The sequence below is a fragment of the Pantoea allii genome (assembly GCF_002307475.1).
GTDB lineage: Bacteria > Pseudomonadota > Gammaproteobacteria > Enterobacterales > Enterobacteriaceae > Pantoea > Pantoea allii.
Genome location: NZ_NTMH01000036.1, coordinates 66,375 through 83,211 on the forward strand (window position 1 = coordinate 66,375; position 16,837 = coordinate 83,211).

At 44.9% G+C, this 16,837-nt stretch carries 17 protein-coding genes and 1 pseudogene; 2 read left to right on the forward strand and 16 right to left on the reverse strand.

The annotated features are described in order from the left end of the window. Nucleotides 1-14: 14 nt before the first annotated feature. A complete protein-coding gene (locus tag CMR03_RS15320; RefSeq protein WP_244181388.1) occupies nt 15-1,169 on the reverse strand; it encodes a glycoside hydrolase family 28 protein in 1,155 nt (384 codons plus the stop codon). A gap of 273 nt (nt 1,170-1,442) precedes the next feature. Between CMR03_RS15320 and CMR03_RS15325 the strand changes: the two genes are divergently transcribed. Continuing rightward, a complete protein-coding gene (locus CMR03_RS15325; protein WP_096011934.1) occupies nt 1,443-2,111 on the forward strand; it encodes a class I SAM-dependent methyltransferase in 669 nt (222 codons plus the stop codon). A 73-nt stretch (nt 2,112-2,184) separates the two neighbouring features. Here CMR03_RS15325 and CMR03_RS15330 read toward each other — a convergent pair whose 3' ends face one another. Continuing rightward, nucleotides 2,185-2,832 carry a DUF2268 domain-containing putative Zn-dependent protease gene (locus CMR03_RS15330; protein ID WP_096011935.1) on the reverse strand — a complete coding sequence of 216 codons (648 nt, stop codon included), beginning with the start codon at nt 2,830-2,832 and terminating at the stop codon, nt 2,185-2,187. A gap of 193 nt (nt 2,833-3,025) precedes the next feature. Beyond that, the gene (locus CMR03_RS15335) at nt 3,026-3,358 is read right to left on the reverse strand and encodes a DUF6694 family lipoprotein (RefSeq protein WP_063878722.1); all 333 of its coding nucleotides are present in this window, start codon (nt 3,356-3,358) and stop codon (nt 3,026-3,028) included. 342 nt (nt 3,359-3,700) lie between these two features. On the opposite strand from CMR03_RS15335, the gene CMR03_RS25255 reads away from it, so the two are divergent. After that, nucleotides 3,701-3,856 (forward strand): hypothetical protein, encoded by a 156-nt coding sequence (locus CMR03_RS25255; RefSeq protein WP_158087015.1) that lies wholly within the window; start codon nt 3,701-3,703, stop codon nt 3,854-3,856. A 637-nt stretch (nt 3,857-4,493) separates the two neighbouring features. Here CMR03_RS25255 and tnpA read toward each other — a convergent pair. The 13 genes and pseudogenes from tnpA to CMR03_RS15410 all read right to left on the reverse strand — a co-directional run bounded on the left by tnpA (nt 4,494) and on the right by CMR03_RS15410 (nt 16,785). Then, nucleotides 4,494-4,919, reverse strand: a pseudogene (gene tnpA / locus CMR03_RS15340) (IS200/IS605 family transposase). Between the two features lie 324 nt (nt 4,920-5,243). After that, nucleotides 5,244-6,098, reverse strand: a complete 855-nt coding sequence (locus CMR03_RS25045) for a hypothetical protein (protein ID WP_128604216.1) — start codon at nt 6,096-6,098, stop codon at nt 5,244-5,246. Between the two features lie 997 nt (nt 6,099-7,095). Further along, nucleotides 7,096-7,956: a hypothetical protein gene (locus CMR03_RS15360; RefSeq protein ID WP_096011939.1), complete on the reverse strand. Its 861-nt coding sequence runs from the start codon at nt 7,954-7,956 to the stop codon at nt 7,096-7,098. A gap of 249 nt (nt 7,957-8,205) precedes the next feature. Beyond that, entirely contained in the window at nt 8,206-8,772 is a 567-nt protein-coding gene (locus tag CMR03_RS15365; RefSeq protein WP_244181389.1) for a fimbrial protein, read from the reverse strand. A gap of 37 nt (nt 8,773-8,809) precedes the next feature. Then, on the reverse strand, nt 8,810-9,325 hold the full coding sequence (locus CMR03_RS15370; protein WP_096011941.1) for a fimbrial protein: 516 nt from the start codon (nt 9,323-9,325) through the stop codon (nt 8,810-8,812). A 27-nt stretch (nt 9,326-9,352) separates the two neighbouring features. Beyond that, on the reverse strand, nt 9,353-9,895 hold the full coding sequence (locus CMR03_RS15375) for a fimbrial protein (protein ID WP_096011942.1): 543 nt from the start codon (nt 9,893-9,895) through the stop codon (nt 9,353-9,355). Nucleotides 9,896-9,928: 33 nt separating this feature from the next. Continuing rightward, a complete protein-coding gene (locus CMR03_RS15380; RefSeq protein ID WP_096011943.1) occupies nt 9,929-10,453 on the reverse strand; it encodes a fimbrial protein in 525 nt (174 codons plus the stop codon). Further along, nucleotides 10,434-11,255 (reverse strand): fimbria/pilus periplasmic chaperone, encoded by an 822-nt coding sequence (locus tag CMR03_RS15385; protein WP_096011944.1) that lies wholly within the window; start codon nt 11,253-11,255, stop codon nt 10,434-10,436. Before CMR03_RS15385 ends, CMR03_RS15380 begins: the two co-directional genes overlap by 20 nt. A 386-nt stretch (nt 11,256-11,641) precedes the next feature. Further along, nucleotides 11,642-12,313 (reverse strand): EAL domain-containing protein, encoded by a 672-nt coding sequence (locus tag CMR03_RS15390; RefSeq protein WP_096011945.1) that lies wholly within the window; start codon nt 12,311-12,313, stop codon nt 11,642-11,644. Between the two features lie 27 nt (nt 12,314-12,340). Further along, nucleotides 12,341-12,883 (reverse strand): fimbrial protein, encoded by a 543-nt coding sequence (locus tag CMR03_RS15395; protein WP_096011946.1) that lies wholly within the window; start codon nt 12,881-12,883, stop codon nt 12,341-12,343. Beyond that, nucleotides 12,883-13,488, reverse strand: coding sequence for a fimbrial protein (locus CMR03_RS15400; RefSeq protein WP_096011947.1), 606 nt, complete (start codon nt 13,486-13,488; stop codon nt 12,883-12,885). Before CMR03_RS15400 ends, CMR03_RS15395 begins: the two co-directional genes overlap by 1 nt. A gap of 15 nt (nt 13,489-13,503) precedes the next feature. After that, complete coding sequence (locus CMR03_RS15405) at nt 13,504-14,241, reverse strand: fimbrial biogenesis chaperone (RefSeq protein WP_096012057.1); 738 nt, start codon at nt 14,239-14,241, stop codon at nt 13,504-13,506. 54 nt (nt 14,242-14,295) lie between these two features. Next, complete coding sequence (locus CMR03_RS15410) at nt 14,296-16,785, reverse strand: fimbria/pilus outer membrane usher protein (protein WP_096011948.1); 2,490 nt, start codon at nt 16,783-16,785, stop codon at nt 14,296-14,298. Between the last annotated feature and the right edge of the window lie 52 nt (nt 16,786-16,837).

Genomic DNA, 16,837 nt, shown 5'->3' on the forward strand with positions numbered 1-16,837 from the left:
ATCACCGCTACGTTTTACGGGCACCCGCTCTGGCTGGTGCGCGTAAATCCGCCGTGGATAACGGCATGTTGCTGCTCTACCTGGGCGCGTGCGCCAATCAAGACATCTTTTAACGCGATGACCAGCGGCAAGGCGTCACTGTAGCCCAGCAAGGTGATTTTTCCGTTGCCCGCACGAATATGCTCAAACGTGATGTCCTGATAGCTTGGTATGAGTGAACCACTAACATGGGGATCGTAATGCGTATCCATGACTATCGGGTTTTCAACGTTGTCCATGCAGATGTTTTGATAATGAACGGCACTTACTCGTCCGCCGCGTGAGCGATCGCTTTTAATCCGCAGACCATTGGTTGTGCCGGTTAGCGTCAGTCCATCCACCCGCACTTCACTGACGCCACGGTTGATCTCGCTGCCAATTGACATGCCGTGCCCGGCACCGAAATGGTTGTTCAGTACCGAAATATGCGCAGCCGGCGCGTTGCCTGCCTTAATCGCCACGTTGTCGTCGCCCGTGCTGATATCGCTGTTAATCAGGGAAACATCCGTCGACCCCATGGGATCCACGCCATCGGTATTGCGCGCCGTGGCGGGCGTAGCGATCGTAATGCCCCACAAAGTAACGCCCTGACTGTTACTGATCACCACGTGAAAGTTAGGCGCATTCTTCAAGGTGATTTGATAAAGCGTGATATCGCTGCTGTCATCGATTTGAATCAGGCGAGGCGCATTTTGTTTATCTTCACTGTTTTTGGCGCTGGCTGCCAGCTGCCACCAGGTCTGAGATTGCCCCGTCATCAGGGTGCCGCCCTGACCGTCAATGATACCCTGGCCGTAAATACCGCTGTCTCTGGCATGCTTCAGGGTAATAAAGGGCATGCATCCATTCCCCTGACGATCCAGTGCGCCACAGGTTTGGTGCCCGTTATCGTATAAATGTGGATCGGCAATCGCTTTTAGCACCGCGCCTTTGCCTATCGCCAGACTCACGCCCGAGGGCACCTGCAACGGTCCACTAAAGAACACACTGGCCTGGCTGGAAGGCTGTAACATCACCATGTTACCTTTTGGGCAGGTATCCAGCGCCTGCTGAATCACCTGTGCCACATTGACATCAGAGCCAGCACTTAGCCGCTGGCAGACGGGCGGCAGGCGCGGCTGAGTCACCACACGCCGGTCTCCGGACTGTGCCTGGCTGGCCGCACTTATCAGTAATAAAATGCCGACGAGCGGCCGAATACGTCTTATCCAGTAAGCAGCAGTGAGCAGGATCATAATAGCGAGTGAGTGAACAGACAGGCAGTAACAGTACTCAGGGCGATTCACCTGGGTAAAGCACTTTAGCGTCAGGCGCTTGAGAAGTGGTCAAAATGTTAAATTCATTCGCCCAGGCAGGCTGAGTCAAAACAGCCATAAGATAATGACAGGAGGCGTTGCGTTAGTGTGGAAAGCTATGACGATATCTATCAGCACCTCAAAAATGGAGGCTATGAAGCCTGGACAGGAAGCGGCTTCACGCGGGCTTGGCAGCAGCTAAACGAGGTGCTTCATCAGCTTGAAGAAACGCCATGCCTTCCCGACAGTGGAACCGTTCTTGAGCTTGGCTGTGGTAATGGCGCCATGGCCTCCCACTATTTTGCCAGCAGATCGTTTGTCATTTACGGGGTCGATATCTCAGACGTCGCCATCCGCTGGGCCCGAGAACGTTTCAGTCAAGCGGGTCTGGTCGGTCATTTTGACCGGGGTGATGTATGTGATCTTTCCCGGTATCAAGATGCTCAGTTTGATGTGATATTTGATGGCAGCTGCTTTCATTGCCTGACGGGAACACAGCGTAGTGATTGCCTTAAGGCCGTGCGCCGTGTATTAACCCGTGATGGGGCTTTAATTATCAGCAGCATGTGTGGTTTGCCCAAACACCTGGGTGATCATATCTGTTATGACCGCGTCCAGCATCTGTTACTGAAAGACGGCACGCCCTGGCGCACCTTGAAACCGCTGGAAGCGTTGACCGCGGAAATAGCAGCCGCTGGTTTTAACGTTAGCTGTTTCTCAGTTAATCAGAATACGTGGTGGGATCACGCAACGCTTGTTTGCCGCAAGACATCGTAATGACGGTAACCAGTAGAAGAAGGTTTGCGTTATTTATCCATACGGGAATATTTATCGTTTTTATGCAAAGCGGCTAATCGATTACTGTTGGTAAAAACGCCAATACATCGTCGGCCTCAACATTAATCCTTTCATCCAGACTTCGGCTACCGGCTTGTAACCACGCATCAACCAGGTGCCAGCCCAGACTGTATCCCAGCCATTGGGGGTGATCGCCCTGCCCGAAAAACCATTCAGCATGGTTGTATGACTGTGACCTGAGAAGCTCATCAGAGAGCGGCAGATTTTTTAATCTTTCCTTGCCAACGGCGCACTCCCATATTTCTGGCGGCGATCCAAAAGTCATGCTGGCAAAGTGCCCGGCAAGCCCCTCGCTAACCAGCGCTTCACCCAGACTAAAACCATATCCCGTGCCCGCCATACGCAGGCAATGGTGCGTCTCATGCGCGAACTGCCGAGCCAGGTCATAACGCGCCAGGCTGCTCTGCAAATTTGGGCTGTCAGTATCAAGATAGAATGACATCAGATGCGGTCCCCAGGCTCTGCCTGAAAAGCCCATTTCCTCAATTACCTCGAACGTCGTTCTTTGCACCAGAACGTCGATATCGGGCAGCGTAAGCTGGGTAGCTATGCGTGATATCGCAAGATCGATATTCGCTTCTATCCCTTCGCGACAGGAAGCAAGGCTTCCCGATGCATTCAACCAGTGCAACGTCACCATTAAAATTCCCCCTGCAGCATGACTCGCGTACCTTTGGCACTACGCCAGTAAAGAACAAGTCCCACTGTTTCGTTATGGCTGGCATGAATTAATGGCATAAAAAAAGAGGCCTGTAAAACAGGCCTCTTTTGTGCAGCAACGGTTAAATCAGACCTCCCGCAACGGGCTGGTCTGAGATAAAAACGCGCTCAACTTAGTTGGCCGTGCGGTCTTTTTTGATCTTATCTGCATACTCAATGACTTCTTCACCGGTCTTGCCAGCCAGCGCGCCTTTAATCTTTTTATCAATCAGGGCACGTCCGCCTTCGTCACCGCTGCCCGCCTGCATCAGCTCTTTCATGCTGACCTGGCTGAAGGCGACAACCTGAATCGCATCGTTAAACGCGGCGCGTTTATCTTCCGCGAGTGAGTCTCGAACTTTTTGAAGCGATGTCTTAAAAGCCTCTTCTGAAGAACCATCGATCTTAGGCTCTCCACATCCAGTGAGGGCGAATGCTAATAAAATGACTGCGATTGCCTTTTTCATATCGTCTTTATCCTAAGAAAATTCTTATTAATGATAAGTTTTAGTGATGTTTTTTGAAAGAACTTTTAGTAAATTCATCTTCAGTTACGGCAGGAAGGCTGGCAAGTAATCATGTGAAACCCTCCGTATTTACTGTCTGTAAGGCGTGAATCTACGCCGCCCCCTACAGTCATGTCAGCGCACCGCATCACCAGCATCGTCCAGACCTGATTCACCACGATCCGTGCTTTCGTATGTATTTCGTGTTGAATATAGGTTTAATCTGCAGCGCTAACTTGAGTAAATAATTTTAATCGTGCATGTCTGACGTTGAATGCTGGAAAGGCGCTGAAGAGCGAGGATGTGGTCAGCGTAATTGAATCGCTCTGGGTGCTGAATAAGCGCCTACTGATGCGCATTCAGACACATAACGTCACCGGGTTTATTTCCTGGTTACTGGATAAATGGGCCCATGAACACGGCGTGACAATGGACTTCTCTCGCCCCGGCAAACCATAGATAACCCATTTATTAATTTTTTAACGGTAGCCTGTGGGACGACCAACTAAACATTCACTTTTTTGTCGATTGATGATGCGCAGAACAAACTCGACAACTAGCACAGAGAATATAATCATGAAAAAAAATATTCATCATTTAATAATGATGACTCCGGATAAGTTTATCCGGTTTTCCCAGAGACATGAAGACTCCTAATTTAGCACAGCACTGATTTTGTGCCCAGGGTTAGCTCAGGAGCTGGCTAATAACATTGATAACTTGTTAAATATCTATAACGACGTGACCCTACTTTTTTAATGAAATACTAAATAGATCAGAAATTTCTACACCTGTCTTTACTTATGAATAACAATCAAGCTTTTGGGGCTATTTTTATGCCCGATATGGTCAGTTAATGCAGTATTCAGTACCATTTAAACCGTTAATTTCGTGTACACGCGTTACAACTGATTGAAGCTTGATGCGATTTCAAAATATTTAGCCAGTTCAGATGCAAGAGCTTTGAGTTTCCTTTCGTCTATAACTTCTCTGTCTCCGCTGTTAAAGTGAAAATGTAAAAAACCACCTGCATAGCAGGTGGCATTGATAACTCCCCATAGGGGCGTACTAATTCCAGACTCTGAGAGCCTTCCCTTCACACCTCTTTTAGTCGAAACTGGCTCTCTTCAACTTCATGCTTTTCCTGATACTTCACGTACTTTCTTATCATTTCCTCATTTATATCTACGGTATCTGTGCAGTAACCCCGTGCCCAAAAGTGATTTCCTCACAGCTTGTTCTTCCGCAGGTAGGGAAATTTGCTGAACAGCCTGAGGGCTGTTTTATCTTTCAAATGTGAAATAGAAAGGCGTGGCGGGACTATTATCAGTAGATCGACATGATCTATCTGAACATTCAGCTCTAACACTTCTATCCCGAGCTGCTCACTTGAGATCCTTATCTGCTTGTAGACTTCTTTACCAACATTGTTCCTAAGAATGCGAAATCGGTAATTGTGCGTCCATACGATACGATATTGACAACACCAGAGCACATGAGATGCTTTCTGGAATCTACTCATGGTTAAATCCTTATCAGTTATGGGGATAACAGATTCGGATTTTCCCATGAGTAGCATTATTGGCAGAGCCAACTTATTGCTGAACACCTCCATAGGAGGTGGTGTTCATGCAGGGATAAAAAATCAGAAAATTTTAGTTATAGCTTCTGTTTCGTTAATATTTTCACGCAGACTCTAGACATACCCGAAAATCTATTTTATTCAAGAACAATTAAAACCTGACAGTAAACACCAACATTCTAAAAAATCAAACCTTGAATTAAAAATGTCGATTCAGATTCCTTACCAATCAAAATTGAAATCCATTTACAAACAGACTAAGAATTATGGCATATCAACATATAAAATTCCCTGACCGGTGAAAGCCCCTGTTTTTTGAGGGGTGCCACTTAATGTCGCACTTACTTCAACAGTACTGTCTCCTTTTACTCCATTAAGCGTAGATCCTAAATCTTTACCATCAGCCTTCAGAGTTACGTCCATACCATTTGATAAAACGATAGTGGATTTTAATTTGATTTTATAAGATTTATCATGAGTACAATAAACTTTAAGATTATTAGATTTCTTAGCGCTTTTAATTTCGCTCTTTAACAGAGTACCAAAATCGAATGACAGCGTAACATCTGAATATAAAGCGCACCAGTCTTTATTAACCACCGTGCCACCATTGCCGCCAGAAGAATAAGAACAGGCAGAATCGCCTCCGGGGGTCAACATGGGTCCCCAGCCGCCGCCAGTTCCCCAGCTATTGCTTATTCCATCGCGACCATAAAAACACAATGATGTGACACCACCGTATCCTCCAGCTTGTACTTTAAAATTAAAACTTCCACTTGATCCATGTGCTTCTCCCCATTTCTTTGCAACGCAATTATACCATGAGCAGTCAGAGGTGTTGACATGTGACGGCCCTCCCATTTCAGTCGCATCTATGCGGTGTTCGCCTGCATACACAAATAATATATAATATTTTGCCTTATATTTTTCCCGATCCGAATCATAGGGCCAAACCCTTGTATAATATTCTCCCGTCACTTTACTTTCCGCTCCCTCATTTGTGATAACAACGTTCCTTAGTTCAATGGTTTTTAGATGTTCACCTTTGGAAGAGTGTGCAGGCGAGACTATAGTAAAACTCACCAAAAGATTTAGGATTAACAATAAAAATCGCAGCATAAAACAAACCCAAGAATTAATTTATCGAGTAAAATGGACAAGCTAGTAATCTACTAAATGTCAAACTTCTGAGATAAGAGGACATAAAATTCATCGTATCACTTTTAGAACCTTCCCCTATTAATTATAAATGTGAGCTGCCTATTAACTAAATTCCTGTTTCCTGTGTAATGGTTTATATCTTAAAACACATTCTTGCTATAACTCCTTACTGTTTACAGTTTCCTCTACTTTTAATACTTTCAAGCCCAGCACATTAATGAATAATAACTTACCGTCAACAGACATAACTTATTTATAGGCGATCCGCAATGTCGTGCGTGCCATGAACGCGCCTTCTTTTAATTCTGCCCTCTCTTGCCAAACCAGCACGGCCTCAAAAGCAGGTAAGGAACACCATTCACTTCAAGAACGGAATCCAGCATAAAATGCTTGCCATTGGCGTAAAGTTTAACACCTGGCTTGTCAGGTTCCGGTGCTACGATCATGGCTTTGCTACTGTCAAAATTAGCTAGCTTTCCAATGACAGAGATCATTAACTGTCAGGTCGAATGACTGCTATCCTCATTGAAATTTAATGTTACAGTAATAGATTTTCGATAGCTTTATGAAGCGAATTTCTTTACGTCAACGCCGTCAAAAAAATTAATCTTAGTTGCACCTTTAGCGCTCAAATCACAAGGAAGTGGTACAATTAACGGTCCTTTGAATTAAAAATTTTCAGCATCCGATGCAAATCCGTTTCCAGTAGTAATACATGAAAAAAGCAATAAAATCTTACTATTCCCTCACCTCGGAATTTCTTGACTTTGTATTTATCGGTGAGTAGTTGACTGCTAAATTTTTTTTTGCCCACTTTTCAGTTATTTTATTTGCAATTTCTAAAAGTTTTTATTCCGTATTACGTTAAACCTCAATTTTATTTGACTGCGGCGCGCCCTTCGCTAAGTCACCACCAATGATTAAAGCCATTTGATGCATGGACTGGCACCCACACCTAAGGATAAGACACAAAAAGAACGCCTGACCCTTCGAATGCCCCGGTGCGTTCAAAAGGCCCGTGCAGAGTCACAGCCAGGTTAACCTCATTTTCCCCAGCCTGTCCCTCTAGCGTTTCACCCAAAGCATGGCCATCAGCTGCAATACTTGCGGTGCCGCCGTTGTTCAGCGCTATCCGCTGGTCGCCCGTAGGCAAGCGCAAGGTGTACTTCATCCCCGTAGTGCATTCTACCTGCACACTGGCGACACGGGAGAAGCCTTCGGCTTCTCCAACTGTTAAAGTCCCGTAGGAGACATTGAGTACCGGTGTCGTCAAGGCGCACCATTGATTAACTGGTGGGGTACCGATGCATCCCCCCTGTACCCCTCCGTTCCACGTTCTGGAAAGCCAAGTGTAATAACTATTCCCCTGTCCGCCCGCCGTCAATGTGGCACCTACACATTCAGATCCGTTCGAGGATCCACTATGATAATGAGTCCGCGTCGTCCCTGCTGTGCGGCTTGTAATGTCGGCAGCGAAATTAGCAAAGTTGACCCCGGTTGAAGCGGAGCTGACTTGTACATAACTGGCAATTGGGTCATCGGGGTGGCTGTCGTTATTATGGCGGTGATAAATGACGTACGAGTACGTTTGAATTTCAGGCATTCCGTGTGCGCGGGCCGCTTGTAGCATAGTGGTCGTTTTTGTGATCGTCGGGTCGTTGATAGTGGTTTTTTCAAAGTGCACTACATAGGTGGCGGAGTTTGAGGACGTTAAGGTCACATCGACCCCACTCACAATTGGCCATTCGTACTCAATCGCATATGCACACTTCATTATTGCCAGTAAGTAGATCCCTGCTGCTGCTAGTAGTTTCACGTTAGATCCTCATTATTTAACAGCATTAGCAAGTTGTTAGCCAAAATTGCTCACAGGGTCCAACATGCCTGCACCAGGGCGGCAATGTCCTAATCAAATAGACCGCTTGCCCTAAGCTACTCATCAACTCGCAGGTACCGTTCACGATGTTTTCTCAATGGCATATCGCTGATATGAGGTGAACAAAGTGAGCGCATGCTTATGCTGATTATCTAACCGGCACCAGCCTCTGCTGTCAGTGGTTGATTCTCATTCATAGGCTACCCGCAAGGTTGCATGAGCCGTAAATTCCCCTTCATTGAGCGTCTCACCTTCTTTCTGAACTAATACCGCTTCGAGTGAGGGCAAGGTATTACCATTCACCTTGACGGGCGAATCCAGCTCGAACGGTTTTCCATCGGCATAGAGTTTCACGCCTAGTGCCTCACGCTCTGACGTGACGACCGTGGCATTATCAGGGTCAAAACTAGCTGGATTACCACTAACAGATAGCGTTAACTGCCATGCAGAAATATTATCGGAACTTTCAGATAACAGCGTTAACGGAATAGGTTCACGATAGTTTCCGGAAGCGACTCTTTTCACACCAACTTTATTTCCAAAATTAACTTTTACAGTGTCTTCTTCATTCAGATTACATGGTGGTGGCTCAATAAGGCTGCCACGGAATTCGAGATTAGCAACGTCTTCTGCCCCCGAATATCCTGACGTAATTAGCAAAACCATTAACAACGCTCCTGCCATGATACGTCTAACACTTAAATAACAGCGATTTTTTTCCGCTAAATAGTTCTTATACCGAACATGTGCAATCATGATTTATATTACCCTGACAATAAAGCAATATTCAAATCTACTGATATTCCACGATCAGAGAAGCCAGTGCGCTAAATGCCCCGCCGGTCAGGGTAATACCGTTCTGTTTTTCTGGTACAGCGTAAAGTTGTGGAATAGATGAAGTATCAAAATCCAGCCATTCACCAGGCGTGTAGCGCCGGTTTCCGGCGTAAAGGGCAATGCCCAGTCCTTTTTTTTCAGTTAAAATAACCGTTTCATCAAATCCATCAGACGCGGTATTACCGCTAATTCTAAGCTTTTGTTTCGTTTTTATATTTGAATCACAATTAAGCGTAAAATCAATTTTTTGCCGATATAATTGCCCATTAACGCGACTGGTAATGACTTCATCGCCAAAGTCAACGATAATGGTTTTCCCTTCATTAACAATACAGGGTGGGGCTTCAAGGAGTACACCATGAAGCGCAACTACGAATTCAGCATGTGTTGAATGGGCTGTTACAAAAAGAGTAAAAAATAAAACCCTTATCACTCTTCCCAGAATACTTTTCAAAAAAATATTTAATTTCATAACAACTCCATTTAAATGGTTTTACTTTTAAGGCGCTTCTAAAACCACGGTCGCTATGCTAGTAAACTCCCCTGCCTCTAATACATCATCATCATTTAATCTTGTCGGCACGACATAAAAATTAGGTAATAAAAGTGCAACATGGTTTTCAGAAACAACAAAAGTCACTTTTTCTCCAACATCTAATGCTTTATTATCTTGATAAAGCTTCAAACCCAGTCCTTTGTGATCGGTACAAAGAAGCTTACCGCATCCCATACCATTTCCGGCGGCATCAATATGTACTAACATTTTAACGGAAGATACATCAGAGCAATCAACCTTAAATGGTATTTTTGTTTTTTTATAGTCAACACCATTTATTTTATTAATATAAACATCCTCACCAAACTCTACCAAAACGCTACCCTCTCCACTTATTGTGCATTCCGCTGCACTTTCAAGCAGGGTTCCAGAAAAAGCAAGGAGTTGCTCCGTTGCGCCTGCTGGATGCATCATGCAAAGAATCAAAAAAAAACTTTGATAGGCTAATGAAAACTTCCTAATTAAAATAATATTTCTTCTTAACATAAACTTACACTCATTATTTTATTTAAGAAACACCTAAACGACATCTATAATTATAGACATTACTGAGGTAAACTCACCTGCTTTAAGCTGGGTGCTATTTATTTTCACTGGCGCTGCATAAAAAGAGCTCGGAATAATTACGCTACCATTTTTTACTTCTGCATATATTTTTTTACCAAGTGTGATTTTTGATTCATTTTCATAGATTTGTAATCCAAGTCCAGGTATAGAAGTACAAAGGACCGTATCACAACCTTCTCCAGTACCCGCTCCTACAAATGAAATTTCAACTAAACCATTACTTCCCTCATCACATTTAAAACTTACCGGTAATATCGTTTTTTTATAGTTAACACCATCAATCTTAGCAATATATACATCATCACCGAAATAAACCAACTGCTGAGCACCATTATTAATGGTACAATCACTACCACTATTTTCAATAATAGTACCTGATACGTTTACGATAGTTGTATCTCCCTCTTGAGTTGCCTGGGCATTGGAAAAAATCAAAACCAAACTTAATAAAACAACTCTAATATACAGGATTTTCATTTAATTGAACCTCCTGATTTTTTTGAGATTTATTATTTTTATTTATTCTGACAGTATTTGGAACAACAACATCTCCGGCCTTACACTCATTACCCACACATGAAAAAGGGATAAGGCGCTGGCTACCATAATCGTTTACAAACATTAATACTGGCGAAGTACCTAACTTTGAAGCAGAAACAGGCAGCTTCATACTACTTTTAGGTTCAACCATTACAGGTTCAAAACTTTCAATCCCCTCTGACTTTGTAGAGATCCTACCTTCAACAAAAGAGAAATAGTAGGGTGATGGATTATTAATAATATAATTATCCATTTTCTTCGTGAGCGTCAGATCTTTCACACCAGGTACAGCATCAAGAGCTGGGGCCACTTTGAGAGATGCTGGACGATAAAAAATCTTCAGGCGAGTCTGCATAGCCAGCACTAGGGTATTCGCCTTATCTGATTTTGGCGGAATTTCACGCAAATTAAAATAGAATACGCTTTCCCGATCTTTTGGCAGCGTCTTGATATCCGGTAACCCTTGAATTCTGACCAGCGTTTTCGCGCCGGCTTCGACCCTCTGAACCGGCGGAAGCACCATCATCAAACCTGTAATTTTTTTCTCATTACTGTCTTCAATCCATCCCTGCGCCAAGTAGGGATCTTTTGTATTTCTGTTGGTCACGTTGACGCTAATTGATTTTTCATCTTCATTAAAAATCAAGCGTGAACGATCTACCGTCAAGGCTGCCTGAGCAGTATGTAAACAGCCTGACATAGCAGAGAGTACTATAGTGATTAACAATGCATTTTTCATACTTGCCCCTAACTGATAATCCAGATTTTTAACTTTAAACTCCCTGCTAAAACGTATTCTCTCCTACGCTTGAAGCTCCGCCTGTCAATTTAGAGAATTTGTCACAAAGTTAAGACAAGCGTTATTTTACAGACAAAGCAGGCAATATTTTTATACACAGGCTAAAGAGCAGCTCTACGACAACAAATCTTTTAATTAGCATCTGCGTAGTGAAATCCGCTCATTTAAAACAGATTAAAAAGCGTTATCAGATGATCATGTCGTTTCGGTGGCTTCCGTACAAAAATATCTTGTCGAAAAAACCAGATGTTAACCACCTGACTATCAATGTTTTTATGTTATGGCATCATGGATCACCTGATTTTTTAGGCGTGCTGAGCCATTAGCTAAACAACTGTCGTCAGAATTACCCGCTCGGGCCACAGATATCCCTGCCCCAGGGTCGCGCCACTGGCACGTGCATAGCGCAAATCGCTCTCTGTCTCAATTCCCTCTACCAGGATGCGCTTCGTAAACTGTTTCGCTTCATCAACCAATGGCTTCATTGATAAAGCCTTTCTTTTCAACCTGCGTATTTCCCGGTAGTCTGTTTTAATACCGTCGAACGTCATTACTGGGTTATTGAGCCACCTGCCCATTCCGGCTGTGTAATCATCCAACCAAATGTCATAGCCGTGGCTTTTACACCTGTCCATGGCTTTTATTACACTACACTTTTGAAGGGAATCCACTTTTCCCAGTAAAAAGGCATCCTGAACTTCAATATTTATCTTTTTCTCGAACGTCACCTCTCTCTGCACGAAAAAATCCAACTCACACTTGTTTAAGAAAATCCTTAATGGCAAATTAACAAAGAGCGTTTCATTTATCCCGACTCCATGAATAATTTCCAGCTGCCTCATTAACAAGTTGACATAGTCCTTCTCTGGCAATACGTTAAAGAAACGTTCAACATTGTCATCGGATGTTATTTTTGACAGCACCTCGTATCCTGTCACCGTATTATCTTTCAGCTGTACGATGGGTTGCAATCGAATGCCGTTTATCTTTCTTAACATTAGAGCATACTTTAAGTTTAGTGAATGCTAGGGGTATTCAAGTAAAAAATTAACCGTTGAATAAAAATCACCAGGGATAACGTCATCATCTGATGTGTGTATAATACTGGCCTGCCACTGAAGCTCTGTATCACCCTTATTCAATTCTTGTTTTTCTTGCTGCTTGCCCGGTTTAACAATGTCTCCTTCACCATCCACAATTTTAAGTGCAATGTCATTAGACAGACCATTAACGGCGAAATAATCAGCATTTTCACTATTTTTATTGCCGTTGAACGTCACCATAACCTGCGAACCTAACTCCAGATCGCATTCGCGAAGCCAAACAGAAAATCGCTTTGGTGCTGATTCCACATGGCCAATAAAGGTTTTTGCCGCGATCGCACCAAACTCTATCGTCATATCTTCTGAATCTGAGTCAATCTGACAAGGTTCAGCAATTAATGTACCGCTGAATTCAACATCGGTATCGGCTCTCACGGATAAGCACAAAAAAGGCAACATCAATAAGCCTATTACAACTGAAATGATTACCTGCGCGCGCGTTGAATATGGAATTGCATGTTTCATCAGTCATACTCCATACCAACCCGGATAACAGCAGTCCATTCACCGGCGGAAACGGGTTGGTCATTGCGACGCAGTTGTGCCTTTAAGATCAAATCGTTACGTCCCTGCCCCAAAGCAATCGGATGCTCCGATACCGAGGGCATAAGTTGTTCACCATTGGCGTCTTCAATGCGCAACGAATAACCTGATGTGGTGCCTTTGAGACGAAAAAAGCGTGGATCAGAGGGTTCTTCGTCCCCCATGATTGTCATACTGGCGACGCTTTGATCCGCGAGCCATAGATTACGGCGCATATCCTGTTTATCATTCAACTGATGTACACCTCCCGGGCAGTCATCCATGACGATATGTATCGCTATCGGAACGGTAACATCATCCGTTTTTTCTAATTCTTTTTGCGATATCGCGCCTAAATCCAGCTCCTGCTCAAGTGAGTCATCAGACAAAACGCACGGTGAACTTACCAGCATGCCATTTGCCACGATAGCGCCATTTAAACCATCTACATCCCAGTTATCGCTCTCTTTACCGGTAGTACCTGAAGCAATGGCGTTGACAGACATAATCGTGGAAAATAACAGCACGATATGACTAAAGACGTTCATACATCCATCCTGAGTTTAAGCCTGTTTTGCTTTGGCCTGACAGATATCCCCGTGACAGCTATAAGGCACCACAGGCTTGCCGCCAAAATCATTAATCGTAATCACATGCGGCTCAGAGAAAATGGCCGAGCGCACCGTTTCACTGGATTTGGGTGCAATCATGACGGGTTTAAAATCTTTTGCCACCGCCTGACCCGGTTTACCGGTAATACCAAGCACCGTCATGTAATAAGGTGATGGATTAACGATTTTATATCCGCTGCTCATTTTGTGCAGTACAAGCTGGTCATCGTGCTGACTAAAACGTTCAGCCACGATGGCTGCCGGGCGGTAAAAAAGTTTAATTTTAGTTTGCAGCGCCAGCTGTAACACATTCGGATGGTCGCTTTTTGGCGGCACTTCTCTTACGCTAAAATAAAATAAGCTTTCACGGTCTTTTGGCAGACTGTTTACCGTAGGCAACGACGTGATACGAATAACACTTTTTTGTGAAGGCTCCAGCCTTTGCATCGGCGGCGTAACCATCAAATAATCTGTGAGTTTTTTTCCATGCGCATCTTCAAGCCATGCCTGCGCGAGATAAGGTTTCTTCGTACTGTCATTAGTAATATTGACTATCAGATTTTTTTCAGTACCGTTGAATACCGCCCGTGTCCGGTCCAGTGAAACGGCAGAAATAGCCTGGTGACAAAAACTAAAACATATCGCCCCTGTGACCAGCAGCGTTGATATAAATCGCTTATTAATGTTCATGAATTTCATATCCAAATAATACTCGTTAGCAAAGTTCATTGTCGAAAATATAAATTACTCACACGGCAGTAATAACTGACTAGTGGGAATTACGTGTGGTAATGTCGCTGTACACTGCATACTCCCGTTCCATTGCAGAGTGAGTTTTTCGTCCGGATTAACACCCGTAATCCAGGCTAGTCCACCATCGCTCACCATGCCTACTTCACGTTTTTTCGCATTTAATATTGAGACGCCAAAGGGCGGATGATCGCCGTTCGCCATACTCAAAATGGCCACCACTTTGGCGCCTTTCAGCACGTCAATATGGCGAAATCCAATTGCTCCTTCGGTCAATGCAGCTTCTACAACCGGTGAGTCTCCCATTTCAACATCATCCGGCAGTCGATTCACATCCACGCTGACCGAAGAGCGATAATAGCTCGGCACGGAAGGCATCACCGCAATACCAAACATATTGGTATTGCCATCGTGCCCTATTGGCACATCAGCTACGCCATCAGTGCTGATCAACATACGCGTACCGCCGCGGTTGCTGGCGCCATGAAGCGCCGCGCCTTCGAGCGTTGCCGTCATGCCGCCACTGATTGAAAGGCTGGCGGAGGTATAGCTTTTTTCCTGCCAGCTCATATTCGCCGTCACATCAGCATGATCGCCGTTGTGGTTATACATGCCGCTGGCCTGAGTGGTGGTGTTGCTGCCATCTCTGTTGCTGCGCGTCCCCGCCGTCAAACGGTAGCTGTCTCCGTTTTCCAGCGACTGATACCATCCCGCCGTCTGGCTGAACGCTTTACCGCCATAGTTACCATTATAACTTGCTGTTCCAGAGCCTAAAGGCATGCTCAGGCTAAGCCACAGCGCATCATCTTTTTTACCGTTGTAGTCGCTGCGCGACGCAGAGAGTGATGCAGAAATATTGTGCCAGTCACCTACGTCGAAATAACGGCTCAATGACAGGCTGTAGCGATCCGTTTCAGGTTTATTCCAGTAAGTCTGATGCGACCAGCTTAAATAGGCCGATAAACGAAGATCGGTAAAACTTTTACTGGCGGTAACGGTATAGAGCTCTTTACTGTTTCCTCGGGTGCTGCCGTGATAACGAGCATCAAGGTATTCCGGCATGGTCATATAATTACGTTCGGCGAAACGATAACCCGCGAACGTAATATCACTGTTAATTGAGTCAAAACGCTTAGAGTAACTGATCCGGTACGAACGCCCCTGCAAATCACCTTCGTTAGGTAAATTCGCCATCGACTGAGTAATATCTGCCGAGAGCGCGCCGAACTGAAATAAATCACGGCCCACACCCACTGCCACACTTTTATAATCTGGTGAGAATATGCCACCACCGTACAACGACCAGCTGTTGCTGATCCCCCACGATGCCTCTGCCGTGCCAAACAGGGGGCCTTCCACATTGTGGCTGTAATTTGACGATCGACCGGTGGCAAACTTGTAACGAATCTGCCCAGGCCGGGTCAGATAAGGAATGGTTGCTGTGGTTACCTGAAAATGCTGAACGCTACCATCCTGCTCAGTGACTTGCACATCCAGCTCGCCACTGACTGCACTGTTTAACTCCTGAATGCGGAACGGCCCCGCCGCCACTGTAGTTTCATAAATAATCCGACCCTGTTGACTAATAGTGACTTTGGCATTGGTACGCGCAATACCACTGACTTCCGGCGCATAACCGCGTAATTTAGGCGGAAGCTGGCTTTCGTCACTGACCAGTGAAGCCCCGGTATAGCGCCAGGAATCGAACAGGTCGGAGGACAGGTAATCTTCACCCAGCGTCAGTTTTGCCATGATAGAAGGCAGTGCCCGGTAGACGTAAAACCGTCCCCAACTGAAACTTTTAGTAGCTGAGCCGCTGCGCGCGCCACTTTCACTGTAGTTACCCTGCCAGTCACCACGTAAACGCCATGCCCCCAGGTTCAGACCCGCCGTACCGCTGCCGCTGGCAGTCTGCGAGCGGGCTCCTTGCGCTGTTTTTGTGACCGAACCGTTCAGGCTGTAATCCAGCATCACGCCCGGGATACCATTCTCCCAGCGCGAAGGCGGTAGCCAGGTCGCATCCTGGTATTCAAGCCATGCCTGAGGAACCGAAACGTCCAGCGTCGATTGCGACAGGTCGCCTTTTAATACTACCCCGTCAAGGCCATCAAAATTTGCGCAGGTTCCTTCGTCATTAAAAATGATTTTGGCAAAAGCGTCGGGACGTAATCCCAGCATCGCCACTTGTTCACGATTCAGACAGGCTCGGATACGTGTTTTTTCATCCCCATGAAAAGCGGCCTCTCTAAAAGAAATGTCCTGATCGCCAACAGTGCTGCCATTTATTTTCAGCGTAAGCAAATATTTTCCCGGCATAATATAACCGGCTTCGGAAAAATGGGATAAGTCAATATTATTACGATCTTCGGCATCCAGAATATCCATATTAAACTCAACGGAATAGGCTGGAAAAATGCAACCTGATAAAGCCAGAAGAATACACACCCCCAGCTTATTACGTGGTAATAACAGTGATTTACCCATTTATATAATCTTCTTAACTTACATCGATTAGTTAAAGCCTGAAATGAAATTA